This window comes from Georgenia sp. 311 (assembly GCF_006151955.1).
Classification (GTDB): Bacteria; Actinomycetota; Actinomycetes; order Actinomycetales; family Actinomycetaceae; genus Oceanitalea; species Oceanitalea wutianyii.
The window spans coordinates 71380-94250 of record NZ_VDFS01000038.1 but is presented as its reverse complement, the minus strand read 5'-3'; the positions used below and the strand labels follow the sequence as shown (position 1 = coordinate 94250).

The following is a 22871-nucleotide window of genomic DNA, read 5'->3' as shown; positions in this document are numbered from 1 at the left end:
CCCGGACGGTGCGTCCACCGCGCGACCACGCGTGCCTACGATGGCGGGCATGACCTTCGCCGCCGCCTTCCGTCGTGCCCGCGCCGTCGTCGCCGGGCTGCTCCTGCTCACCCTCGCGGTCCTCGTCGCGCCCGCCGCGCAGGCCCACGACATGCTCATCGACTCGCGTCCCGCCGCCGGTGAGGTGCTGAGCGAGGCACCGGACGCGGTGGTGCTCACCTTCAACAACCCGCCGCTCGCGGTCGGTTCGGCGATCACGGTCGTCGACGCCTCCGGGGCGACGGTCGCGCAGGGAGAGGGGACGGTCGAGGGCGCCGAGGTCCTGCTGCCGCTCAGCGAGCCGCTGCCCTCGGGTGACCTCGAGGTGCGCTGGCGGGTGGCCTCGAGCGACGGCCACCCGATCGAGGGCACCATCGCCTTCACGCTCGACGCGCCGGCGGCCCAGCCCACCGCGAGCGCGGCGCCCACCGCCGAGCCGGCCGCCACGCCCGAGCCGACGACGGCCGAGCCGGCCGCGGCCCCGACCGCCGAGGCCGAGGAGACCGGCCTGGCCGGGCTGCCGACGTGGCTCAAGGTCGCCGTCGGCGTCGCGGCGCTCGGCGCCGTGGCCGGGCTCGTCGTCCTCGTCGCGAGGCGGCTGCGCGAGGACCGCCTCTGACCGCCGCGGCTGCGACTCTCCTCACACCGCAGGCCAGCGCCATGATCAAGAACTCTCGATTATCCGCGGGGAGGACGGGCGGGCGGCCGGAAATGACCGCGCGCCGGGGTGACCGTCGGGTTTACCGTCAGAGACATGACACGTCGACTCATCCTTCCCGCCGTCCTCCTGATCGGACTGGCCGGGTGCAGCTCCACCACCTCCGACGACGACGCCACGAGCGCCGAGACGACGACCGCCACCGAGCAGACCGTCGAGCAGGAGACCTGCGCCGGCTTCTACGAGGGCACCGGCACGCCCCTCGCCGAACGCGCCACCAACGCCCGCGCCGCCCTGAGCGGCGGTGAGGTCGTGGACGCCGCGACCTACACCGAGATCAACGCCCTCGAGCAGCGCATCACCGAGCTCGGCCGCGACGCCCCCGAGGAGATGGTCACGCTCCTCGAGGAGGTCAACGCCCCGTTCACCGAGGCCGTGGCGACCGTCAACGAGTCCCGCACCGCCGAGGTCCCCGAGGACGAGGAGCCCGCGTTCCCCGACCTCACCCAGATCGACGTCACCGCCTCGGAGACCGCGCAGGGCGAGCTCGAGACCGTGTGCGCCGACGCCGGCTACGGCGACTGACCCACCGCACCGTCAGGGCGCACCGCCGCCGCCTCCAGGACGTCCTCCCGCAGCCCGTCGGGCTCGCCGGGGTGGGCGATCGTCCAGGCGGCGGCGGTCGCCGCGTAGTGCATGGCCGCCCGCGGGTCGCAGCCCCGGGCGAAGACGCAGTGGGCCAGCGCCGCGAAGTACGTCGCGCCCAGACCGGCCGGCCGGGCGCCCGGCCCCAGGTCCCGGGCCCGCACCTCCACGACGTCGGGCGAGTCGCGCGCCATCCCGATGGCGCCCCGGCTGCCGAGGGTGACGACGACGAGCCGGGCGGCCGACCGTCGCCGCCAGGAGCGCAGCAGCTCGAGCTCGTCGACGCGTGGGTCGTGACCCATGACGAGGAGGTCGGCCCCGAGGTAGCACTGCTGCCCGAGGACGGGCGCGGTGGTCGTCGTCCCCAGCCCGGCGGCGACCGGCACGCCCGCCCCCTGCGCCGCGGCGATGAGGGCGGCGCTCGGCAGCACGCCGTCGACGACGAGGAGGTCGCACGTCGCCAGGGCGCCGAGGTCGAGCTCGACGCTCGCCGTGCGAGCCTCCCCCAGGTCGCGACTGATCTGCTGGAGCCCCGTTCCGTCCTTGAGGACGACGGCGCGCGGTGAGCGCGGCAGGGAGCGCGGGCACATCGCGGAGTTGACCCCGAAGCGGTAGGCCGCGGCGTCGACCGCGAGCGCGTCGGCGTCCTCCCCCAGCGGGGCGGCGAGGTAGACCTCGTTCCCGAGCGTCGCCAGCGTCCGCGCGGCGGTGAACCCCGAGCCGCCGACCGACATCGAGATCGGGACGTCGCGCACGGGCCGGTAGGGCACGGGGAAGCACTCGACCGCGAGCGCTGTCACGGTGTAGGCCATGCCGACGACGACCGCTCTCATGGATGCCCCTCCATCCGGTCCGCGTCCTTGCGGGACCTGCCTGGGGAAGCGTAACCGCCAGCCGTGCGCGCGCACGTCGGGCGGAGGGGCGAACCTGCTGGCCGGAGGACGGACCGTGACGGGCCGAAGGTCGGACGGCGCGGTCGTCCGATCAGGTCCCTCCCTGGGCGGCGATGACCGCGGCCTCGGCGGCCGCGAGGTGCGGGTCGAGGTAGCGCCCGCCGCGGTGGAGCGGGGTGAGGTCCGGGGCCAGCTCGTAGACCAGCGGGCGGGCGTTGGGCAGGTTGAGGTCGCGCAGCTCCTCGGGTGACAGGTCGTCGACGAGCGCGCACAGGGCGCGCAGGGAGTTGCCGTGCGCGACGACGAGGACCGTGCGCCCGGCCCGCAGCGCCTGCCCGAGCGCCCCGGTCCACAGCGGGCGGACCCGCTCGACGACGTCGGCGAGGGACTCGGTGGGCGCCAGCGCCTCGGGCGGCAGGCGGTCGAACGGGGGCAGCGTGCGCCACAGCGCGACGGTCTCCTCGGGCAGCGGGTCCGGGCGACCGTCGAAGGAGCGGCGCCAGTGGAGGAAGAGGTCCTGGCCGTACCGCTCGGCGACCTCCCGCTTGCCGTAGCCGGTCAGCGCCCCGTAGCTGCGCTCGTTGAGCCGCCAGTCGCGCACGATCTCCCCGCCGACGGCCGCTGCGACGATCTCGGCCGTGTGCCACGAGCGGACGAGCTCGGAGGCGAGGACGACGTCGGGGCGCCAGCCCGTGGAGCGGACGCGCTCCGCCGCCTCGCGACAGCTCTGCTCACCGTGGGGGGTGAGGCCGACGTCGAGGATCCCGGTGAACAGGCCGAGGGCGTTCGCGGCGCTCTCGCCGTGGCGCAGGAGCATGAGGGTGGACACCGGACAAGCCTGTCAGGTCCGCACGGCCTCGGGTCAGGTCGGCAGGCCCAGCTCGTTGTGGCCGAACTCGGTGAGGAAGCGGGGCCCGCGCTCGGCGAGCTCGCTCTCGTACGTGGCGCTCCAGTGGCGGTAGGGCGAGGTGGCGAGGGAGTCGTTGGCGAAGCGGGGATCGTCGCTGACCTCGCTCACGCAGAAGTCGGGGATGACGAGGTCGGTGACCGGGCCCCCGCGCTCGCACTCGGCGACGACGAGCGGCGCGTTGCGCCCGAGGAAGGAGTCGACCACCCAGCCGTCGGTGCCGAGCCACAGCGCGTACCGCAGCTTGGCCACGAGGTCCCCGCCGAGGCGGACCATCGCCAGGCCCGCGGTGACGTCGAGCTCGCGCTCCGCCTCGTAGCGGGTGCCGCCGACGTAGGGGCCCTTGGCGGTGAGGGCGCAGAACGTGAAGGACGCGGCCTCGAGCAGCTCGCGCTCGTCGCCCGGCAGGGGGCCGGCCGGCGCCGGGCCCTGCAGCCGGATGCGCAGCGCGTACCCGTCGGCGGCGAGGAAGTAGCTCTGCACGATGAGCACCGGGTCCGGCTCGCTCAGGGCAGCGTCGGGCAGCGCACGGACGAAGAACTTGCGCTCGAACTCGAAGTCACCGTGACCGGCGTCGCTCATGGTCCCCAGCGTACGGGCCACGGGCGGGGTCCGGGTGCGCCACGCGCACGGCAGGGCCGCACGGCCCGGCGCCGACGTGGCGACCGGGTGGTGCGGCCCTGGGGTCTAGCGGGCGGTGACGGTGGCGACGTCCAGACCCGGCAGGTAGCCGGCGTCCCCGCTGTAGACCGCGGTGACGACGGTGAGGAGACGCACCGGCGGCAGCTGGACCTCGACGGTCCCGTCCGCGTCGAGCGCCACCCGGTCGATGACGCGGAAGCCGGACGTCACGGTGACCGAGCCGGTCGGGACGGGCGCCCCGCCCCGGGCCAGCACCGAGACGCTGACCTCCGGCGAGCTTCCCCGCGGGACCCGCGAGGCGGCGTCGAGGTCGACCCGCGCGAGCGCCGGCAGGACGACGTAGGTCGCACTGCGGCTGGCCGAGCCGGTGACGTCCCCGCTACCGGGGAACACCGCGGTGAGGCGGTGGGACCCGGCGGCCAGGTCACGGGGCAGCGTCACGGTCGCCGTGCCGGTGAGCCCGCTGGTGGTGAGCTCGCCGGTCGCGACGACCACGCCACCCGCGTGGATCTCCACCGGTCCCGACGGCGCGGCGGAGGCGCCGACGACGCTCACCGCCGCCGTCGTCTGGTCGCCGTAGCCACCGAGGCTGCGCGACAGGCGCAGCGTCGTCGTCGAGGAGGACGGCGCGACCTCGACGACCACCGCCGCGGAGACCGAGGCCGTGAAGGCCGCGGAGTCCGGGGCGTAGGCGGCGGTGAGCGAGTGGCTGCCGGCGCCGAGGGTGACGACGGCGCTCGCGGTGCCGCCGGTGACCGGGGCCGTGGCGAGCTCGGTGCCACCGTCCAGGAAGGTCACGGTGCCGCTCGCCGTCGCCGGGTCGAGGCTCGCCGTGAGGGTGAGCTCGGACCCGACCGCGGCCTCGCCGTCGACGGTGAGCGTCGTCGTCGTCGCGACGGCGACGGGCTCGGGGACCGTGACGTCGACGACCTGCGCCCGCTGCCCGAAGGCGTTGTGGGAGTGCAGGACGAGCAGCGGCCCCACGTCGGTGCCGGCGGCCGGGTCGCGGTGGACCGTGAGGTCGCTGGTCGACGGGACGAACAGGCCGTTGAGCGGGATGTCGCCGCTGGTCCACAGGTCCGGGGCGAACGGGTCGTAGGCGAACGGCTCGACCATGTCGACCAGGCCGTTGCCGGTCGGGGAGTACTCCCCGAAGGTCCACACCGCGAACGTCGGGACGACCGCCGGGTTGAACAGCCCGAGCGGGATCGGCGCGACGAGGACGTTGTTGTCGTACACGGTGGTGTCGACGTCGCCCCACTGGCCGTTGACCGACGAGCGCGCCAGGCTCTGCCCGGTGCGGATGTCGTAGGTGTGGGCGATGGTGACGTCGGTCTCCGGGTCGATCTTCTGGACCGCGGTCTGCAGGTCGGGGATCCCGTCGCCGGTGACGTCGGTGTCGATGACCGGCAGCGTCGACGTGCCGAGCGTGGGCCACTGGCCCGCCATGGCGATGCCGATGCCGACGTACCCGAGCGCCGGGTCGAACCCGGCCTCGGCGATCCGCGGCCCGGTGGACATGGCGCCGACGTACCGGATGTCACCGGCCGCGATCTGGGTCGGGGAGGTGGAGCCGGGGTCGACGTCGGGCAGCTGCGGGCTGGTCCGCATGAGCTCGAGGACGGCGGTGCTGGAGGTCCAGCCGCCGGAGTCGACGTGCCGGCCGGTGACCTCGAGCGGCGCGGTGAGCGCGTCCGCGGAGGCGAACTCCACGGGCTCGACCGTGAGGTCGGAGACGAGCCGCGGCGCCGCGTGGACCGGGACGTGGAGCGTCTCGCCCGAGGCGCGCGGGGTGAGGACGAGCTGCCCGGCGAGCGCCGAGACGAACTCGCGGGGGACGCCGACTCCCGAGACGGGGTCGGACGTCGGGTCGATCTCCCGCACGAGGGTCTGCGGGTCCACGGTGAGGGTGACCGTGACCGTCGCGGGACGGCCCGGGCGGACCTGCACGCGCGACGGGCTCGTCGTGATCGTCGCCCCGCCCATCGAGCTCGCGCCGTCGAACCCGGTGGTGAAGTCGCCCGCGGCGCGGCCGAGGGTCTCGACCGTGACGGTGCGGCTGATCCGGACCGTCTCCTCGGCGACGTCGACGACGCCGAAGGCGACCGAGACGTTGCGCGGCGCGGCGGAGTCGTAGGCGATGACCTGGCTGGTGACGGCGGACAGCGCGTCGACGCGGCCGGCGCCGACCCGCTCCGGGCCGTACAGCGGGCCCTCCGGCCCGGGCCGGGAGTAGACCGGGTTGGTCGCGGTGTTCATGATCACGGCCTTGACCTGCTGCGGCGTCCAGGCCGGGTGCTCGGCGCGGACGAGCGCGGCGATGCCCGCGACGTGCGGGGAGGCCATCGACGTGCCGGTGAGGGTGGTCGGCATGGAGCCGGTGCCCGAGGCCGCGGAGGAGATGCGGGTGCCGGGGGCCGCGACGTCGGGCTTGACGACGCCGAGCGAGCCGTGGGCGCCGCGCGAGGAGCCGGGGTTGAGCATGTCGGCGACGGTGTCGTCCCGGGTGAGGGCGGCGTCCTGGTAGGACGGGCCGAGGCGCACGGTGAGCGTGCCGGCCTCGATCTCCGGCAGGAGCAGGTCGGTCACCCGGGCGGTGAGCTGGGCGCCGGGCGTCTGCGGGTTGCCGCCGATGCCGGCGGTGAAGATCGGGGCCTCGGTGCCGATGAGCACGCCGACAGCGCCGGCCGCGGTCGCGTTGTTCCAGCGGGCGCCGCTCGCGCAGGCGCGGGTGGCGTCGTTGTCGTCCCACGAGAGCCAGACGATCTTGCCGGCGACCTGGTCGGCGTAGGCGGTGAGCGGCGTGCAGCCGTCCACGCCCTCGCCGAGGTAGACGACCGGGGCCTCGACGTCCGCGGTGCCGGTGTAGTTCACCGTGTTCTGCGCGGCGTGCAGGCCGACGAGGGACTCGTCGGCCGCGCCGACGACCTCGACGGCGTCGAAGACCATGACGTCGGCGACGGAGTTCGCCACCGCGAGCGCGGAGCCGGTGTTGCCCGGCGAGCCGCCGACGTCGGTCGCGTCGCCGGAGTTGCCGGCCGACATGACCGACAGCGTGCCGAGGTCGGCGAGCCGGTCGACGAAGAGGTTCTCCGGGTCGTCGACCGGGGCGGCCAAGGCGCCCAGGGAGAGGTTGATGACGTCGAGGCGGTCGGAGAAGTCGAGGTCGCCGTTCGGGTCGGCCGCCCACTCCAGCGCGTTGATCGTCACGCCGGTGGACCCGCCCACGTCACCGAAGACCTTGAGCGCGTAGATGCCGGCCTCGGGCGCGGAGCCCGGGCCGACCTGCCAGTCGCTGATGTCCCCGACGTCGCCGTAGTCGCCGCGGAAGGTGGTCCCGTCCGCGGTGACGCCGTAGCCCGCGGCGGTGCCGGCGACGTGCGTGCCGTGGCCACCGCCCGCGGTGTGGTGGGCGTCGATGGGGTTGGGGTCGGGCTGCGGGACGAGCGTGGAGCCCGGCGTCAGCCCGGAGGCGTCGTACAGCGGGCCGGCGAAGTCCCAGCCGCCGAGGTACTTCGCGCCGTCGAACAGGCCCTCGGGCACCGGGCCGGTGCCGTCCTCGCCGTAGGCGGCGGCGTAGGCCTCCAGGGTGCCGGGGCCGCCGAATGCGGCGTGGGTGTAGTCGACGCCGGTGTCGATGATGCCCATGCGGATGCCCTCGCCGGTGTTCCCGTAGGACTCCCAGACCTGGGCCGCGCGGGTGAGGACGTCGACGTTCTTGTTCGTCGGCTCCTTGAGGGTGACGAGGTGGACGGCGAGGACGTCGTCGGACGCCGCGAGCGCCCGGACCTGCTCCGCGTCGCCGGTGACGACGGTGCCGGCGACGAGCGTGCTCGTCACCGAGAGCCGCTGCGGGGCGGCGCTGCGGCTGCGGGCCTGCGCGGCGGCGGGGACGACGTCCTCGGCGAGGGTCTCGACCTCGGCCGCGGCCGCCTGCGCCTCGGTGCTCGAGCCGCCGGACTCGACGACGTCGAGGGCGGAGGGTGCGTCGAGCTGGACGAACGCCGTGACCGTCCCCTCGGCCGCGCTCAGCGACTCGCTCACCTTGGTGTCCGGGGCGAGCGACGGGAGGGAGGGGGGTGGGTCGGTGTCGCCGGCGGCCGGGACGGCGCCCAGCACGGTGACAGCACCGAGCACGAGTGCGCTGGCTGCTGCGGTCAATGATCGGTGCATCGACACTCTCATTTCGGGAGGGGGACCTTGACGGCTCCGTCAAGAACGGGCAAACGGGGTGGTGGCTCAAGGTATCGCCCCGCACTCCCGCCCGTCACCCACCCTGGGGTGGATCGTCGGCTGACCGGCCGCCGTCCCCGGGGTGTGCGGGCACGGTCCGTCGCTCCCTGAGCGGCGGCCGCACGCCGCCCCTACAGTGGCGCGCACGGACGGACGAGGGAGTCGCCATGGCGCAGCAGACCGGACCCGCACCCGAGAGCTCGGTCGTCATCGGGGACCCGTACCACGTCCACCCCGACGGCGTCCGCGAGCCGCCGACGACGTGGCGCGGGTCGCTGCGCTTCTTCGGCCCCGGGCTCATCGTCTCGGCCTCGATCGTCGGCGCCGGGGAGCTCATCACCGCGACCGCGCTCGGCGCCGAGGCCGGCTTCGTCCTGCTGTGGCTCGTCATCTTCTCCACGCTCGTCAAGGTCGCCGTCCAGGTGGAGATGGCCCGCTTCTCGATCGTCACCGGGCTGGGCGGCATGGAGGGCTACACCCGCGTCCCGCCGCGGGTGGGCAACGTCGGCTGGGTCTTCGTCCTGTGGGCCCTCATGGCCCTGTCCAAGCTCATCCAGACCGGCGGCCTCATCGGCGGGATGGCCGCCGCGCTGAGCATCCTCCTGCCGATCGGCTCCGGGCCTCTCGAGGCGACGTCGCTGACGATCTGGGCCGTCGTCGTCACAGTCCTGGCGATCGTCACGCTGTACTCCAACCGGTACGGGCTCATCGAGAAGGTCGCCGTCTTCCTCACGATGACGTTCGTCGTCGTCACCCTCGTCATCGCGCTCGGCCTCCCGGCGACCGAGTACGCCTACTCCGCCGGCGACCTCGCCTCCGGCCTGACCCTGTCGCTGCCGGTCGGGGCCATCGGGGTCGCGGTCGCGATGTTCGGGCTCACCGGGGTGGGGTCGGAGGAGATCACCGCCTACACCTACTGGTGCCTGGAGAAGGGCTACGGCCGCTGGTCCGGACCCGACGACGGCTCGGAGGCCTACCGGCGCCGGGCGCGCGGGTGGATCGCCGTCATGCAGAAGGACGCGCTGGTCGCGTGGGTGATCTACACGGTGAGCACGATGTCGTTCTACGTCATGGGCGCCGCCGTGCTGCACCCGCAGGGGCTCGTGCCCGAGGGCAACGACATGATCGAGGTGCTCTCCCAGACCTATGCGAGCGTCCTGGGCGAGTGGGGCCGGGTGCTCTACCTCGTCGGCGCGCTCGCCGCGCTCGGTTCGACGATCTGGGCCGCGGTGCCGTCCTGGGCACGGTCGTGGGCGAACGCGCTGAGCATCCTCGGGGTCTTCGACTGGGCGGACGCCGACCGGCGCAACCGGTGGATGCGCGTGTTCATCGTCGCGCTGCCCCTCCTCTGGCTGCTCACCTACCTGTGGATCTCCTCCCCGTTCGTCATGATCCTCATCGGCGGGGTGGCCGGCGGCATCTTCCTCGCCGCCGTCGCCGTCGCCGCCTGGTACCTGCGCGCCCGGTACGTCCAGCCGGAGCTGCGTGGCGGCCGGTTCGCCGCGAGCGCGCTCGCCGTCAGCGGGATCGCGATCCTCCTCCTCGGCGTCTACTCGGCACTCAGCGCCACCGGGCTCGTCTCGGTGTGAGGGGCCGGGCGGTCGGCGGCGCGGGTGAGGCGGCCGGCGACCGTGCGGAGGTGGTCGCGCAGCGACGCGGGCGACTCGACGGTGAAGTCGGCCTCGAGCTCGACGAGCGCGACGGCGAGCCACCGCACGGAGTCGCCGTCGAGCCGGAGCCGACTGGTGCGCGCGTCGACGGGCTCGACCTGCCCGATCGTCGCCCAGCGCCGCATGCGATCGCTGTCCGCCGGCTCGTGGACGAGGACGACCGCCTTCTCCTGCCACAGGTCGCGCACCCGGCGCTGGAGGTAGGCCCCGGCGTCCTGCCCGGGCAGCTCGCGCGGGGTGAAGCGGCGGCCCAGGGGGATGCGGGGGCGGAGCCGGTCGACGCGGAAGGTGCGCCAGTCCTCCCGCTCGACGTCCCAGGCGACGAGGTACCAGCGCCCGGTCCAGGCGACGAGCCCGTAGGGCTCCACCTCCCGCCGCGACTCGGTGCCGTCACCGCGGACGTAGTCGAAGCGCAGGCACAGGTGGTCGCGGCAGGCGCCGGCGAGGGTCATGAGCACCTCGGGGTCGACGACGGCGACCCCCGGCAGGTGGACGACGCTCTCCCCCAGCCGCTGCACCCGCGCCCGCAGCCGCGCGGGCAGCACCAGCTGGAGCTTGCCGAGGGCGCGCTGGGCCGCCTCCCCCACGCCGTGGACGTTGCTGCTCGCCGCCGTCGTGAGCGCGATCGCGGCGGCGACGGCCTCGTCGCTGAGGAACTGCAACGGTGGCAGCCGGGCGCCGTCGCCGAGCCGGTAGCCACCGCCGACGCCCTTGACCGCGTGGACGGGGTAGTCGAGCTCGCGCAGCTTGTCGACGTCGCGGCGCAGCGTGCGGCCGCTGACGCCGAGCCGCTCGGCGAGCTCGGCGCCGGGCCACTCGCGCCGCAGCTGGAGCAGGCTGAGGAGCTCGAGCATCCGCCGGGAGGAATCCACCATCTCCCCCACCCTTCCCGGTGCAGCGGACAGTGGGTGTCCGCTTCGGTTCCTAGCGTGGCAGGTGCCAGCCCCACCCGGAAGGACGTGCCATGGACCTGCACCAGCTCGACGCCTTTGCGGCCCGGAGCGTCGACGTCACACTCGCCGAGTTCCATCGCCACCAGCACCTGCCGGTCTCGCGCCCGGTACGCCCCCAGTACCGCCGCCGGCACGCGGCCGTGGCGATGGGCACCACGCTCGGGGTCGCCGTCCCGGCCGTGACGACGGTCGTCATCGCGGTGGTCCGCTAGGAGTCGGTGGTGGGAGGTGGCCCCTCCCGCCACCGGCACGGACGCGCGGTGGAGGGCCGCGCGCCGGCACGTGCGACCCCGGGAGCTACCGGCTCCCGGGGTCGTCGCGCAGCAGGGTGAGCGCCGGTGAGCCGGACGGTGAGGACGAGAACTGCGGCGGTGTGCCGCAGCGCGATCGTCACCGCGTCCGCCGGCCGAGCGCAGCGCTGGCGAGCGCCGTGGCCACGGCCCCGAGCGCGCGGCACCCCGCGGGTGTCCCCGCCGGTTTCCTGCCACCAAGTCCCCCGGCAGCACTCCCGAGCGCCCGCCACCCGGCGTGTCGCCCGCGTGTCGCGGACTTGGTGGCAGATTCTGCGCGCTCGGCGGGCCGCCGGGGCGGGCCTGTCAGTCCTCGGGCGGCTCGGAGTGGATCGTGGCCATGACGCGCACGCGGCGCGAGCCCGGCGGGCGCTGGGACGGGTCGTCACGGGCCTCGAACTTCTCGAAGAGCGCCATGATCTCGTCGCCGAGAGCAGCCGCCTCCTCCGCGGTCGCCCAGATGCTGCTGTTCATCAGCCGGGTGGCCTCGAGCCACTCCTGCGGCTCCTGGCCGAGGCGCTCCATGGCCGCCCACACCCGCTGCGAGCGCTGCTGGAAGGTCATCCGCGCGAGCTCGACGGTCGCTTGGACGGAGCCGGGGACGTCGGGGTCGATGCCCGTGGCGTAGCCCCGGCGGGTGACCGGGCGCCACGGCTTCTCCCGGCCGCGCGGGGCCGCGCGCTCGATGAAGCCGTACTTCTCGAGCATCCGCAGGTGGAAGGAGCAGCTCGCCACCGACTCACCGGTGAGGTCGGCGCACTGTGTCGCCGTGAGCTCGGCGTGCTCGCCCAGGAGGTCGAGGAGTCGCAGGCGCAGGGGGTGGGACAGCGCCCGGATCCGCTCAGGGGCGTTGATGAGCTCCCGGTCCTCCATTGGCATGCCACAACTCTAGAGGTCTCTTGCGCAAGAAGTGCTGTCCACTCCCGCCACCCCGCACCCGCGCTCCGGCCCCCACCGCCCACGACCTGCCGCCCTCCTTCTCCGCCGAGCACTGGATCGCGCACGTCCGGATCCCCTTGCCCCTCCCGCGGATCGCTGGCCGAGCGCTGGATGCTGCACGCCCACACCCGGCCGCCGCCGCTGACCCGCGGCGGGAGGGAACAGGCAGCGCTGAATTTCGGTTGTCCCGCCCACCGCCCGCTGCGAGGGTGGACCGCCTCGACGGGCCGCGCGCCCACACCCCCTCCCCGCACCTGACCCTGACCCCGCACCAGGGTGCGACCAGGGTCCTGCCGGATACCGCTGCCTGCCTGCTCACGATTCGCTGGGACCATGCCGGACCTCATCACCGCGCTGCCCGAGGCGTTCAGCCCCGCGCTCCTCGTCGTCGCCGCCCTGCTCGCCTTCCTCGAGTCCGCCCTCGGCCTGGGGGTCCTCGTGCCCGGCGAGCTCGGCGCGGTCCTCCTCGGGGCCGCCGCCACCACCCCGGTGCAGGCGCTCCTCGCCCTCGCCGTCCTCACGGCCGCGGCCTCGGCCGCCGACCACGTCGGCTACGCCGTCGGGCGCCGCTGGGGCAGCCGCCTGCGCGGCACCCGTCTCGTGCGGCGGCTCGGCACCGAGCACTGGGACCGGGCGGGGACGATGCTCCGCCGCCGCGGCGCGAGCGCGCTCGTCGTCAGCCGCCTGCTGCCCCTCGTGCGCACGCTCATGCCGGCCGCCGCGGGTGCCGCCCGGATCCGCTACCGGCGCTTCCTCGCCGGGTCGGTCACCGGCACGCTCGTGTGGGCGGCGGGCTGGCTCGCCGTCGGCACCTTCGGCGGCCTGGCCCTGCCGCACCTGGCCGACTCCCTCGGCCGGCTCGGGTGGGTCGTGCTCGCGGGTCTCATCGTCCTCGGCGGTCTCCTCGTCCTGTGGCGACGGGCGCGTCAGCGGGCGCTCGTGCGCGCGCTCGACCTCGCGGTCCCGGAGCGCGAGCTCACCCGGGTACCGGCGCCGTGCCCAGGTCCCTGAGGAGCACCGGCTCGGCCGTCCCGTCCGGGCGCGGCCGGCGGCCCGTCTCCCGGTAGCCGAGGCGCACGTAGAGCCGCCGGGCGGCCTCGTTGTCCTCGGCGACGTGCATCATCACCGCCCGCCCTCCGCGCGCACGCACCCGCCCCTCTGCGGTCGCGACGAGCAGGCTGCCGACGCCCCGGCGCGGTCAGGCCGCGCGGGCGGACTCGTAGCGGCGCAGCGCCTCGGCCCGCTCCGCGGCGTGGTCGACGATGCGCTCGGGGTACCCGTGGGCGAGCCCGTCGGGCACCCGCCACGGCTGGTGCACGGCCGCGCCCGGGACGTGGGCGAGCTCGGGGACGTGGCGGCGCACGTAGTCGCCCGCCGGGTCGAACCGCTCCCCCTGGCTCACCGGGTTGAAGACCCGGAAGTAGGGGGCGGCGTCGGTACCGGTGCCGGCCACCCACTGCCAGCCGTGGTTGTTGGAGGCGAGGTCGCCGTCGGCGAGGTGGGCGAGGAAGTGGCGGGCGCCGTGGGGCCACCACACGTGGAGGTCCTTGACGAGGAAGCTCGCCACGACCATCCGTGCCCGGTTGTGCATCCACCCGGTCTCGCGCAGCTGGCGCATGGCGGCGTCGACGAAGGGGTAGCCGGTGCGCCCCTCCTCCCACGCGCGGACGTGGGCGGCGGGCGTACCCGCCGGGTCCTCGTAGGCCATCGAGCGCAGGCCATCGTTCAGGTCGCTCCACGCGGAGGCGGGGTGGTGCCACAGGACGTCGGCGTAGAACTCCCGCCAGCACAGCTCGGTGACATAGCGCCGGGCGGCCTCGGTGCGCCCGGCCGGGTGGGCGGCGACGTCGGCGAGCATGGTCCGCGGGTGGATCGTGCCGTACTTGAGGTGGACCGACATCTGCGACGTCGCGTCGAGGTCGGGGCGGTCACGGGCGGTGTCGTAGCGGGCGAGGTCGGTGTCGAGGAACTCCGCCCACCGCTCCCGGGCCGCGGCCTCGCCGACGGCGTGGGTGGGCGGGCCGTCGGCGCCGGGCAGCTCCTCGGTCGCCACGCCCCGGCGCCACCGGAGCCGGGCGGGCGGCGGGGCGGGCGGCGGGCTGCCGTGGTCGCGCCAGGCCCGGGAGAAGGGGGTGAAGACGCGGTAGGGGTCGCCGTCGGCCTTGCGCACGACGCCCGGCCCGACGGCGTAGGGGGTGCCGGTGGCGACGAGCGGCACGTCGCCCAGGGCCGCGGCGACGCGGGCGTCGCGGCGGCGCCCGTAGGGGGTGGTCTCGCGGCTCACGTGGACGCTGCCCGCGCCGGACTCCCGGACCAGCCGGGGGACCTCCTCCTCCGGGCGGCCGGTACGCACGACGAGCGCGCGGTCGGTCGACTCCCGGAGGTCCTCCAGGGCCGCGACGAGGTGCGCGCGGCGCACCGGGCCGGCGGTGGCGAGCAGCGCGGGGTCGACGACGAACACCGGCAGCACCTGCCCGCCCTCATGGGCGGCGAGCAGCGCCGGCAGGTCGTGGAGGCGCAGGTCGCGGCGCAGCCACAGGACGGCGGTCACGGCACCATCCTCCGGTCGCCGCGCCCCGCGCGCCCGGGCTACCGGGTGACGGTGATGCGCGCCGTCGTCGTGTGCTCCTCGCCGAGGGCCAGGACGACGGCGTCGCCGAGCGCGTTGGCGGTCTCGACGCACACCATCGAGGGCCACTCGTCGTCGCCGTAGTCGGGCATCGCGGCGGCCTTGTCCACCCAGGGGTTCCACACGACGGTGTTGGCCGAGCCGTCCTTGTCCACCCCGATCCGGCGGCCGGCGCCCTCGTCGACGACGACGGCGGTCGCGGTGCTCGCGTAGACCCGGTCGGTCTCCCCGGTGAACGTCACCTCGCCCTCCTGGGTGAGGAGGTCAGGGCCGGCGCCGGGCGCCTTGTCGAGGTAGGTCGCGCCGTCGAGGCCGTCGACCGTCGTCGTGCGGACGTCGGAGACGGCGAGGTAGGTGTGCAGCGCCTCCTCGTAGGAGATCTCCTCGGGCCCGGTGTTGCGGACGGTGAGCGCGACGGTGAGCTCGCGGCCGAAGGTCACCGTGCAGGTCGCGGTGAACGGGTGCGGCCAGGAGGCCGCGGCGGGGACGCCGGCGGCGTCGGCGTCGGTGAGGCGCAGGGTGAGGGTGACCGCGCCGTCGCGCTCCTCGGCGGCCTCGAGCCGCCAGGGGGCCAGGCGCGCGAAGCCGTGGGCGGGCGGGGCGAGGCCGGGCTCGCGGCCGGGCCCGAACCACGGGAAGCAGATCGGGATGCCGCCGCGGATCGGCTCGCCGGGCGCGAAGTGGGACGCCCCGCTCATCCAGATCACCGGGTCGGCGCCGGCGGGGGTCCACGCGGTGACGTGGGCGCCCTGGAGGTAGAGCTCTCCCGTGGCGAGCGCGGTGGCGACCCGCACGACGGGCAGCCCACCCTCCCCCTCGGCGAGCGTGACGGACTCGGGCAGGTCGGCCGCGGTGCTGGTCATGGCACGGGACGCTACCCGCCGTCGGGCCGGGGTCGCAGCGGTTGTCACCAGTTGCCCCGGTCAGACCCCGCACCGCGCCTGTCGAAGCCGCCCTCCGGCCGGACCCGGGCCGATAGCCTCCGGGCATGCTGCGCCCAGGGCTGGTCCAGGCACTGGCGGACACCGCCGTCACCGCGCCCGCCGCCGTCCTCGACCTCGCGGCGCTGCGCGCGAACGCCGCCGACCTCGCCGCGCGTGCCGGCGGGCTGCCGGTGCGGGTGGCGACGAAGTCGGTGCGCTGCCGGTGGGTGCTCGACACGCTCGGCGCCGAGCGGGTCATGACGTACTCGGCGGCGGAGTCGGTGTGGCTCGCGCGGCACGGCCACGCGGACGTCCTGCTCGCCTACCCGACCACCGACACCGCCGCGCTCGCGCGGATCGCCGCGGACCCGCTCGTCCGCGAGCGCGTCACGGTCATGGTCGACCACCCCGACCACCTGCGGCTGCTCACCGCGGCGGGCGCGGGGCCGCGTCGCCCGGTGCGGGTGTGCCTCGACCTCGACGCCTCGCTGCGGCTCGGTCCGCTGCACCTGGGTGTGCGCCGCTCGCCGGTGCACACCCCCGCCCAGGCCGCCGCTGCCGCCCGCCGGGTGCTCGCCACCCCGGGCCTGAGGCTGCACGGGGTCATGTGCTACGACGCGCAGGTGGCCGGGCTGGCCGACTCCTCCGCGGCGGTCCGCGCCGTCAAGACGCTCTCCACACGCGAGCTGGGCCGCCGCCGCCCCGAGCTCGTCGCGGCCGTGCGCGAGGTGGCCGACGTCCCGCTCGTCAACGTCGGCGGGACCGGCAGCCTCCACCTCTACGGGCGCTCCGGGGAGGTCACCGAGGTGACGGCCGGCTCCGGGCTGCTCGGCCCCACGCTGTTCGACGGCTACCGCGCCTTCCGCCCGCGGCCCGCGCTGTTCCTCGTCTCCCCGGTGGTGCGCCGGCCCGGGCGCCGGGTCGCGACGGTGTTCTCCACCGGGTTCACCGCCTCCGGGCCGCCGGGCCGCGACCGGCTGCCGACGCCGGTGCACCCGCCGGGTCTGCGGCTCACCCGGGCGGAGGGCGCCGGGGAGGTCCAGACGCCGGTGGCCGGCGCGGGCGCCGACGCGCTGCGGGTGGGTGACCTCGTGTGGTTCCGCCCGGCGAAGTCCGGGGAGCAGCTCGAGCGGGTGAGCACCGTCCACGTCGTCGAGGACGGCACCGTCCTCGCCTCGGTCCCGACCTACCGCGGTGAGGGCGGGTGCTTCGGGTGACGTGGGAGAACTGGTCCGGGACGGTGGCGGTGACGCCCGCGGAGGTCGCCTGCCCCCGGGACGTCGAGGAGGTCGTCGAGGTCGTGCGGCGCGCGGGCCGGGCGGGGCGCCAGGTGACGGCGGTCGGCTCGGGACACTCCTTCACCCCGCTGGCCGAGGCGCGCGACGTCCAGCTGCGCCTGGACCACCTCACCGGGATCGTCGCCGTGGAACCGGGCGGCCGGGTGCGGGTGCGGGCCGGGACGCGACTGCGCGAGCTCAGCGCGCTGCTCGCGCGGCACGGGCTGGCGCTGGAGAACCTCGGGGACATCGACGCGCAGACTGTGGCGGGCGCCGTCGCGACCGGGACGCACGGCACGGGCGCCCGGTTCGGCGGTCTGGCGACTCAGGTGGCCGCGCTCGAGCTCGTCACCGGGGACGGGCGGCTGCTGCGCCTGGGCGAGGGCGCGGGGCCGCCGGTCGAGGGCGTCGTGGTCGGGCTCGGCGCACTCGGGGTGGTCACCGAGGTGACGCTGCGGTGCGTGCCGGCGTTCACGCTGCACGCGGTGGAGGACACCGAGCGCTACGACGCCGTCCTCGAGTCGCTGGACGAACGCGTCGAGCGCCACGACCACGTCGAGTTCTACTGGTTCCCCTACACCGACCGCTGCCTCACCAAGACGAACACCCGGCGCCCGGGTCCCCCGGAGCGGCCGCTGCCGCGCTGGCGGCGGGTGCTGGAGGACGAGGTGCTGAGCAACGGCGTCTACCGGGCGGTCAACGAGGTCGGGCGCCGCCGGCCGCGGGCGGTCCCGGCGCTCAACCGGCTCGCCGCCCGGGCGCTGTCGCGGCGCGAGTACGACGACGTCTCCTCGCGGGTCTTCGCCACCACCCGGCGGGTGCGGTTCGTGGAGTCGGAGTACGCCGTGCCGCGGGAGTCGCTCGTGCCCGTGCTCGGCGCGCTGCGGGCGTGGGTGGCGGCCCACCCGGAGGCGGCCGTGCAGTTCCCGGTGGAGGTGCGCTTCGCGGCCGCCGACGACGTGTGGCTGTCCACCGCGTACCGGCGTCCCACCGCCTACGTCGCCGTCCACCAGTTCCACCGCTCCCCCGCGGCGGACTACTTCCACGCGGTCGAGGCGATCGCGGCGGAGCACGGCGGGCGTCCGCACTGGGGAAAGCTCCACGGCCTGGACGCCACCGCGCTCACCGCGCGCTACCCGCGCCTCCCGGAGGTCCTCGCCCTGCGGGAGGAGCTCGACCCGCAGCGGGTCCTCACCAACCGCCACCTGCGCCGCCTGCTCGGAGAGTAACGAACCTCACACCTTTCGCGGTCCTGACGCGGAACATGCAACCCCCCTCCCTGACGTTATGTCACACGGAGCACGACGAGACCAGGGAGGAGAGCCGTGAGGCGACGCAAGTACGTGGAGTTCGAGGGGGACGACGGGACGACGCTGCGCTACGCACGCCACGCGAACGGTGGCGGGTTCGTCGAGCGCACGGCGCGGGCGCACCCGACCGCCTGGATCGCCCCCGGCGCCTACGTCGACCCGGGTGCCCGGGTGGGCGCCGAGGCACACCTCGACGACGGCGCGTGGATCGACCGTGGCGCGGTCGTCGCGGCCACGGCGAGGATCGGCAAGAACACGCACATCGGCGCCAACGCCGTCATCGGGCGCGGCGCCCGGGTACGGGACGGGGCGAAGGTGGCCTCCGGGGTCCGCGTCGCGGACTTCGCGGTCGTCGACCCCGACACCATCGTCACCGCGGACCTCACCGCCGCGTGAGTCTGCGCCCCTGAGGGGTTCGGGTCCTGCGCGGACCCGGACCCCTCACGTGCGTCACGGAGCGATGTTCGTGTTGTCCCGGAAGACGTTGGCCGGGTCGTAGCGACGCTTGAGCTCGCGCAGCCGGGCGAGGGTGGCCGGCGGGTAGGCCTCGGTCAGCCGCTCGGGCCGCGGGTCGCTGGAGAAGCTCGGGTAGCTGCCGGAGAAGTGGTGGGCCATCGCGTCCCACGCGCCGTCCAGCCGCTGCCGGCCCCCGCCGAAGGCGGTGAGGGAGAAGTTCGCCGAGCGGTGCGCGAACGCGGTGGCCTCCGGGGGGACGTCGGAGCCCGCCCCACCCATCGAGCGGATCTGGAAGAAGAAGGTGCTCCCCGAGCGCACGAGCCGCTCGGCGTCCGCCGCGAGCTGCGGGGTGAGGTGCTCGGCGAGCCCGGTGCGGCTCACCGGCTCCCCCTCGCTCGTCGGGTGGGTGTCCGGCGTGGCGACGAGGGCGGAGTAGGGCACGACCTGGACCGACTGGCTGACGAGCGGCCCGACCTGCGCGAACGGCTGGAGCATCGCGATGATCGTCGCGGGGTCCGCGGAGTCGACGACGGTGGTCGTCTGCGCGAGGAGCTGCCCGCCCCGCGGCGCGCCCATCATGAGGAAGCTGGTGAGCTCGCGCGGGGCCGCCTCGACGGCCGCGCCCCAGCGGGTGAGGAGGTCGGCGGTGTCGCTCGCGTCGTAGACGAGCTGGGCCACGCCCACGTCCCCGACCTCGGCGGCCTGCATCTCGAAGGCGGTGGCGACGCCGAAGTTGAAGCCGGCACCGCGGACCGCCCAGAAGAGGTCGGGGTGCTCCTCGGCGCTCGTACGCACGTGGGTGCCGTCGGCCAGGACGAGCTCCACGGCCCGCACGTGGTCGATGGTCAGGCCGTGGGCCCGCCCGAGGAAGCCGATGCCACCGGTGGTCGCCAGCCCGCCGACCCCGACGCCGCCGTAGTCCCCCGAGCTGATCGCCCAGCCGCGCGGGGCCAGCGCGGCGGCCACCTCGCCCCAGCGGGCACCCGGGCCGACCCGCACGAGCCGGGTCGCGTCGTCGAGCACCTCGATGGTGTTGAGCCGGGAGACGTCCAGGACGATGCCGCCGTCGTTGGTCGAGCGGCCGCTGATGCCGTGGCCCGCGCTGCGCAGGGACAGCGGCACGTCCTGGGCGCGCGCGAAGGCGAGCGCCTCGGCGACCTCCTCGGGTGTGCCGGGGCGCAGGACGAGGCCGGGCGACCCGCCCCGCAGGTAGGTGGAGCGCACTGCGGCGTACTGCGCGTCCCCGGGCTCGACCGCGGTGTCCGCGAGCGCCGCGGGCAGGTCGTCGTAGGCGATGCGCGGGCGGCGGGCGGCCAGCGCCGCGGCGCCGCGGGTGGGGGCGGGCGGGGTGCCGCGCCGGGCGCGCGCGTCGGCGACGGCCTCGCGCAGCGCGGGGGCGACGTCGCGGGCGAAGCGCTCGAGGGTGGCGGGGTCGTCGCTCGCGAGGACGACGGTGCCCACGCCGTCGTCGAGGACGAGCGGGAGGAGGTCGGCGACCCAGCGCTCCGGCGGGCCGTCGAGGAAGCCGGCGGCGTCGGGGGCGAAGCGGCCGGTGACGTTGAGGACGCGGCGGACCTCGCGCGGGTCGCGGCCCGCGGAGGCCGCGGCGACGTCGATCATCGCGTTCCCGTCGCGCAGGCCGGGCACGCCCGCGTTCCCGCCGGGGACGACCCAGCCGTCGGCGAGGCGCCCGACGAGGTCGAGCATCCGCCGTCGGGCGGCGCCGACCCACACCGGCACGGTGTGCGCGGGTGCCGGGCCGCGCTGCGCCCCGGTGAGCCGGTGGTGCTCGCCGCGGTAGCTGAGCGGGGTGGGCGTGGCGGCGTCCCACGTGCCGCGGACGACCTCGATCGCCTCCTCCAGTGCCGCGACGGACTGCCCGGGCGTCAGCCGGGGCACCCCCATGGCCTCCATCGCGTCCCAGAAGACGCCGGCGCCCAGGCCGAGGGTGAGCCGCCCGCCGCTGAGCAGGTCGAGGCTGGCGGCGGCGCGGGCGACGACGGCCGGCGGGCGCATCGGGACGTTGAGCACGCTCGGCGCGAGGCCGATGCGCTCGGTACGTCCGGCGATCCAGGAGAGCAGCGTCCACGTCTCGTGGAAGCGCGGCTGGTAGGGGTGGTCCTGGATCGTCACGAGGTCGAGGCCGAGCTCCTCGGCGCGCACGGCGAGGTCGACGGCGGCGTGGGGCGCCTCGGCGGTGGGGGTGAGGAAGACGCCGAGCTGGAGCGGGTGTCCGTAGTCCATCAGGCACGCTCCGCCGCGACGAGCTCACGCACGGCCGGGGCGATCTCCTGGCCGAGCAGGGCGAAGGCGGTGGGGTCGTCCCCGGCGAGGATGTAGGCGCTCACCCCGTGCTCCAGGGTGATCGCGGCGAGCTGCTCGGCCCACTGCTGGGGCGGCCCGACGAGGAGCCGGTCGCTGCGCTGGGCGGTGAGCCGGCCGCCGATGTTGAGCAGGCGGCGCACGGCGCGCGGGTCGCGTCCGGCGGCGGTGGCCGCCTCGTCGATGACGGCGTTGCCGGCGGTGAGGTCCTCCGGGCCGCTGAGGTAGGCGAGGGAGGGCAGCCACCCGTCGGCGCGGCGCCCGGTGAGGCGCAGCATCCGCGGCTTGTAGGCGCCCACCCACAGGCCGATGTCGTGCGCCGGCGCGGGGCCGCGCTTCGCGCCGTCGAGGTGGTGGTGGGCTCCCCCGGCGACGAGCCGGTCGCGGGTGCTCGTGTCCCAGATCCCGCGGATGACCTCGATCGCCTCCTCGAGGGCGACGACGGACTCCCCGGCCGTGAGGCGGGTGCCGCCCATCGCCTCGATGGCGTCCCAGAAGCCGCCGGCGCCGAGCCCGAGCTCGACCCGCCCGCCGCTGAGCAGGTCGAGGCTCGCGGCGGCGCGGGCGAGCACCGCCGGCGGGCGCAGCGGGACGTTGGCGACGTTCGGCGCGAGCCGGATCGTCGTCGTGCGGGCGGCGACGTAGGACAGCAGCGTCCACGTGTCGAGGAAGGAGGACTGGTAGGGGTGGTCCTGGAAGGTGGCGAGGTCGAGCCCGGCGGCCTCCGAGGCCTGGGTCAGGGCCACGACACGCTCCGGTGCGGCGGCGGTGGGCGTGATGAAGGAGCCGAAGAGGAGGTCGTGACCGTAGTCCGTCATAAGGCGGTCAACAGCGCGCCGCTCCCCCTATTCCACCTTGTGACCCACGCCCCACGTCAGGGACGGCGGCGGGCGCGCAGGGCGAGGGGCAGGGTGAGCAGGGAGAGCAGGCCGCCGGCGAGGACGGCGCCGGAGAAGGACGCCCCGGTTGCGAGCGCCCCGACGAGCACCGAGCCGAGACCCGTGCCGGCGTCGAACCCGATGTTCCACACGGCGCTTGCCGATCCGTAGTGCGGACGGCGCACCGACTCGAAGGCGACGACGAGCGTGAGGTTCTGCAGCCCGCCGTAGCTGACGCCGACGACCGTCGCGCCGAGGAGGAGGGCGACGGCGTCCGTCGCCGCCGGGTCGCGCACCGCCCACGCGACGAGCGCCATGCCGACGGCGGTGAGGACGACGAGCGGCCAGATGTAGGTGTCGGGGCCGGACCGGTCGGCGAGCGCCCCGACGCGCCAGCGGGCGAGCGCGGCGCTCACGGTGAGGAGGAGCAGGGCGAGCGTGCTGAGCAGCGCGCTGCTGCTCATCTGGGCCATGAAGGTGATGAGCGCCCCGCCGGCGAGGGTGACGGCGAGCAGCAGCACCATCGGTCGCAGCAGGCGGCCGTAGGGAGCGCGCTCGGGCGGCGCGGGCACGTGGTCGAGCATCCGGGCGAGGGCGAGCGCGGGGAACGTCCCGAGCGCGGGCAGCACCCCGAGAGCGAAGACGACGCCGAAGCCGAGCCTGTCGACGATCCACGGTCCCGCCGAGAGGAAGAGGACCTGCGGCCCCGCGATCGCCAGGCCGTAGGCGCCGATCGCCTGTCCTCGCCGGGCCGGGTCGACGAGCTCGGCCACGAGGGCGCTGCCGGTCACCGTGACGATGCCGAACCCGAGGCCGCGCAGGGCGGAGACGGCGAGCACCGGGCCGAGCGCGTCGCTCAGCCCGAGCAGCGCCGACGGCAGCCCGAGCAGCAGCATCCCGGTGACGAGGACGGGACCCCAGCCCAGGCGACGCAGCGCGCCGGGAACGACGAGCTGGGTGAGCACGGTGAGGAGCATGAGGACGCCGTTGACCAGCCCGGACCCGACCGAACCCGCCCCGCCGTGGACGGCCCACAGCGGGGCGACCGGCAGCAGGGCGGCGTACCCGGAGAACCCCAGGCCGGTCATGGCCAGCAGCAGTGCCATACCGGGCACGCGCAGCACCGAGCCGCTCATGCGGCGCGGCAGGGGGCGGGCTGGACCATCCGTGCAGGCTAGCCCGCGATATCCGCTCGCCACCGCCGGCG

19 protein-coding genes and 1 pseudogene are annotated in these 22871 nt (G+C 75.4%); 8 read left to right on the top strand and 12 right to left on the bottom strand.

Annotation, left to right across the window (positions count from 1 at the left end; translation table 11 throughout):
* The first annotated feature begins 49 nt into the window (after positions 1 to 49).
* Both FHE66_RS07315 and FHE66_RS07310 read left to right on the top strand, forming a co-directional pair.
* Entirely contained in the window at positions 50 to 658 is a 609-nt protein-coding gene (locus FHE66_RS07315; RefSeq protein ID WP_168202759.1) for a copper resistance CopC family protein, read from the top strand.
* Positions 659 to 793: 135 nt separating this feature from the next.
* A complete protein-coding gene (locus tag FHE66_RS07310) occupies positions 794 to 1282 on the top strand; it encodes a hypothetical protein (protein WP_139072303.1) in 489 nt (162 codons plus the stop codon).
* On the opposite strand, the gene FHE66_RS07305 is transcribed toward FHE66_RS07310, so the two are convergent.
* The 4 genes from FHE66_RS07305 to FHE66_RS07290 all read right to left on the bottom strand — a co-directional run bounded on the left by FHE66_RS07305 (position 1270) and on the right by FHE66_RS07290 (position 7945).
* Positions 1270 to 2175 (bottom strand): carbohydrate kinase family protein, encoded by a 906-nt coding sequence (locus tag FHE66_RS07305; protein WP_139072302.1) that lies wholly within the window; start codon positions 2173 to 2175, stop codon positions 1270 to 1272. The two genes, FHE66_RS07310 and FHE66_RS07305, sit on opposite strands and share 13 nt — an antisense overlap.
* Positions 2176 to 2326: 151 nt before the next feature.
* Positions 2327 to 3064, bottom strand: a complete 738-nt coding sequence (locus FHE66_RS07300; RefSeq protein ID WP_230976464.1) for a 2,3-diphosphoglycerate-dependent phosphoglycerate mutase — start codon at positions 3062 to 3064, stop codon at positions 2327 to 2329.
* Positions 3065 to 3097: 33 nt separating this feature from the next.
* Entirely contained in the window at positions 3098 to 3724 is a 627-nt protein-coding gene (locus tag FHE66_RS07295) for a hypothetical protein (protein WP_139072301.1), read from the bottom strand.
* A gap of 105 nt (positions 3725 to 3829) precedes the next feature.
* Positions 3830 to 7945 carry a S8 family serine peptidase gene (locus FHE66_RS07290; protein WP_176554691.1) on the bottom strand — a complete coding sequence of 1372 codons (4116 nt, stop codon included), beginning with the start codon at positions 7943 to 7945 and terminating at the stop codon, positions 3830 to 3832.
* A gap of 239 nt (positions 7946 to 8184) precedes the next feature.
* Here FHE66_RS07290 and FHE66_RS07285 point away from each other — a divergent pair, with 239 nt between their 5' ends.
* Complete coding sequence (locus FHE66_RS07285; RefSeq protein WP_139072299.1) at positions 8185 to 9606, top strand: Nramp family divalent metal transporter; 1422 nt, start codon at positions 8185 to 8187, stop codon at positions 9604 to 9606.
* Here FHE66_RS07285 and FHE66_RS07280 read toward each other — a convergent pair.
* Positions 9567 to 10562 carry a YafY family protein gene (locus FHE66_RS07280; RefSeq protein WP_139072298.1) on the bottom strand — a complete coding sequence of 332 codons (996 nt, stop codon included), beginning with the start codon at positions 10560 to 10562 and terminating at the stop codon, positions 9567 to 9569. The genes FHE66_RS07285 and FHE66_RS07280 overlap by 40 nt on opposite strands.
* 89 nt (positions 10563 to 10651) lie before the next feature.
* Between FHE66_RS07280 and FHE66_RS07275 the strand changes: the two genes are divergently transcribed.
* Positions 10652 to 10852 carry a hypothetical protein gene (locus tag FHE66_RS07275; protein WP_139072297.1) on the top strand — a complete coding sequence of 67 codons (201 nt, stop codon included), beginning with the start codon at positions 10652 to 10654 and terminating at the stop codon, positions 10850 to 10852.
* 384 nt (positions 10853 to 11236) lie between these two features.
* Here the strand turns inward: FHE66_RS07275 and FHE66_RS07270 are convergent, their stop codons facing one another.
* Complete coding sequence (locus tag FHE66_RS07270) at positions 11237 to 11809, bottom strand: helix-turn-helix domain-containing protein (protein WP_218013648.1); 573 nt, start codon at positions 11807 to 11809, stop codon at positions 11237 to 11239.
* Between the two features lie 393 nt (positions 11810 to 12202).
* Between FHE66_RS07270 and FHE66_RS07265 the strand changes: the two genes are divergently transcribed.
* Positions 12203 to 12880: a DedA family protein gene (locus FHE66_RS07265; protein WP_139072296.1), complete on the top strand. Its 678-nt coding sequence runs from the start codon at positions 12203 to 12205 to the stop codon at positions 12878 to 12880.
* Here the strand turns inward: FHE66_RS07265 and FHE66_RS07260 are convergent.
* The 3 genes and pseudogenes from FHE66_RS07260 to FHE66_RS07250 form a co-directional block, all read right to left on the bottom strand.
* Positions 12846 to 13052: pseudogene (locus FHE66_RS07260) on the bottom strand (GNAT family N-acetyltransferase); the annotation flags it as partial. The gene FHE66_RS07265 and the pseudogene FHE66_RS07260 sit on opposite strands and share 35 nt — an antisense overlap.
* A gap of 15 nt (positions 13053 to 13067) precedes the next feature.
* A complete protein-coding gene (locus tag FHE66_RS07255) occupies positions 13068 to 14420 on the bottom strand; it encodes a deoxyribodipyrimidine photo-lyase (RefSeq protein WP_139072294.1) in 1353 nt (450 codons plus the stop codon).
* Positions 14421 to 14458: 38 nt separating this feature from the next.
* Positions 14459 to 15361, bottom strand: a complete 903-nt coding sequence (locus FHE66_RS07250) for a D-hexose-6-phosphate mutarotase (protein WP_139072293.1) — start codon at positions 15359 to 15361, stop codon at positions 14459 to 14461.
* 125 nt (positions 15362 to 15486) lie between these two features.
* Here FHE66_RS07250 and FHE66_RS07245 point away from each other — a divergent pair, with 125 nt between their 5' ends.
* The 3 genes from FHE66_RS07245 (at position 15487) to FHE66_RS07235 (ending at position 18404) form a co-directional block, all read left to right on the top strand.
* The gene (locus FHE66_RS07245) at positions 15487 to 16638 is read left to right on the top strand and encodes an alanine racemase (RefSeq protein ID WP_176554690.1); all 1152 of its coding nucleotides are present in this window, start codon (positions 15487 to 15489) and stop codon (positions 16636 to 16638) included.
* On the top strand, positions 16635 to 17927 hold the full coding sequence (locus FHE66_RS07240; RefSeq protein ID WP_230976466.1) for a D-arabinono-1,4-lactone oxidase: 1293 nt from the start codon (positions 16635 to 16637) through the stop codon (positions 17925 to 17927). Before FHE66_RS07245 ends, FHE66_RS07240 begins: the two co-directional genes overlap by 4 nt.
* 96 nt (positions 17928 to 18023) lie before the next feature.
* A complete protein-coding gene (locus FHE66_RS07235) occupies positions 18024 to 18404 on the top strand; it encodes a DapH/DapD/GlmU-related protein (protein ID WP_139072291.1) in 381 nt (126 codons plus the stop codon).
* 54 nt (positions 18405 to 18458) lie between these two features.
* Here the strand turns inward: FHE66_RS07235 and FHE66_RS07230 are convergent, their stop codons facing one another.
* From FHE66_RS07230 to FHE66_RS07220, 3 genes are read right to left on the bottom strand one after another with little or no spacing between them, the layout of a single operon-like run.
* On the bottom strand, positions 18459 to 20708 hold the full coding sequence (locus FHE66_RS07230) for an LLM class flavin-dependent oxidoreductase (protein WP_139072290.1): 2250 nt from the start codon (positions 20706 to 20708) through the stop codon (positions 18459 to 18461).
* Positions 20708 to 21604, bottom strand: a complete 897-nt coding sequence (locus FHE66_RS07225) for an LLM class flavin-dependent oxidoreductase (RefSeq protein WP_139072289.1) — start codon at positions 21602 to 21604, stop codon at positions 20708 to 20710. The genes FHE66_RS07230 and FHE66_RS07225 overlap by 1 nt, the downstream gene beginning before the upstream one ends.
* 56 nt (positions 21605 to 21660) lie before the next feature.
* Positions 21661 to 22800, bottom strand: coding sequence for an MFS transporter (locus tag FHE66_RS07220; RefSeq protein ID WP_255303642.1), 1140 nt, complete (start codon positions 22798 to 22800; stop codon positions 21661 to 21663).
* Positions 22801 to 22871 lie beyond the last annotated feature (71 nt).

Bases quoted from the DNA above. Each gene is read 5' to 3' on its own strand.
- FHE66_RS07265 (WP_139072296.1), top strand. From the start codon at position 12,203: ATGCCGGACCTCATCACCGCGCTGCCCGAGGCGTTCAGCCCCGCGCTC.
- FHE66_RS07245 (WP_176554690.1), top strand. From the start codon at position 15,487: ATGCTGCGCCCAGGGCTGGTCCAGGCACTGGCGGACACCGCCGTCACC.
- FHE66_RS07230 (WP_139072290.1), bottom strand. From the start codon at position 20,708: ATGGACTACGGACACCCGCTCCAGCTCGGCGTCTTCCTCACCCCCACC.
- FHE66_RS07310 (WP_139072303.1), top strand. From the start codon at position 794: ATGACACGTCGACTCATCCTTCCCGCCGTCCTCCTGATCGGACTGGCC.
- FHE66_RS07315 (WP_168202759.1), top strand. From the start codon at position 50: ATGACCTTCGCCGCCGCCTTCCGTCGTGCCCGCGCCGTCGTCGCCGGG.
- FHE66_RS07295 (WP_139072301.1), bottom strand. From the start codon at position 3,724: ATGAGCGACGCCGGTCACGGTGACTTCGAGTTCGAGCGCAAGTTCTTC.
- FHE66_RS07305 (WP_139072302.1), bottom strand. From the start codon at position 2,175: ATGAGAGCGGTCGTCGTCGGCATGGCCTACACCGTGACAGCGCTCGCG.
- FHE66_RS07225 (WP_139072289.1), bottom strand. From the start codon at position 21,604: ATGACGGACTACGGTCACGACCTCCTCTTCGGCTCCTTCATCACGCCC.
- FHE66_RS07285 (WP_139072299.1), top strand. From the start codon at position 8,185: ATGGCGCAGCAGACCGGACCCGCACCCGAGAGCTCGGTCGTCATCGGG.
- FHE66_RS07275 (WP_139072297.1), top strand. From the start codon at position 10,652: ATGGACCTGCACCAGCTCGACGCCTTTGCGGCCCGGAGCGTCGACGTC.
- FHE66_RS07250 (WP_139072293.1), bottom strand. From the start codon at position 15,361: ATGACCAGCACCGCGGCCGACCTGCCCGAGTCCGTCACGCTCGCCGAG.
- FHE66_RS07220 (WP_255303642.1), bottom strand. From the start codon at position 22,800: ATGAGCGGCTCGGTGCTGCGCGTGCCCGGTATGGCACTGCTGCTGGCC.
- FHE66_RS07280 (WP_139072298.1), bottom strand. From the start codon at position 10,562: ATGGTGGATTCCTCCCGGCGGATGCTCGAGCTCCTCAGCCTGCTCCAG.
- FHE66_RS07270 (WP_218013648.1), bottom strand. From the start codon at position 11,809: ATGCCAATGGAGGACCGGGAGCTCATCAACGCCCCTGAGCGGATCCGG.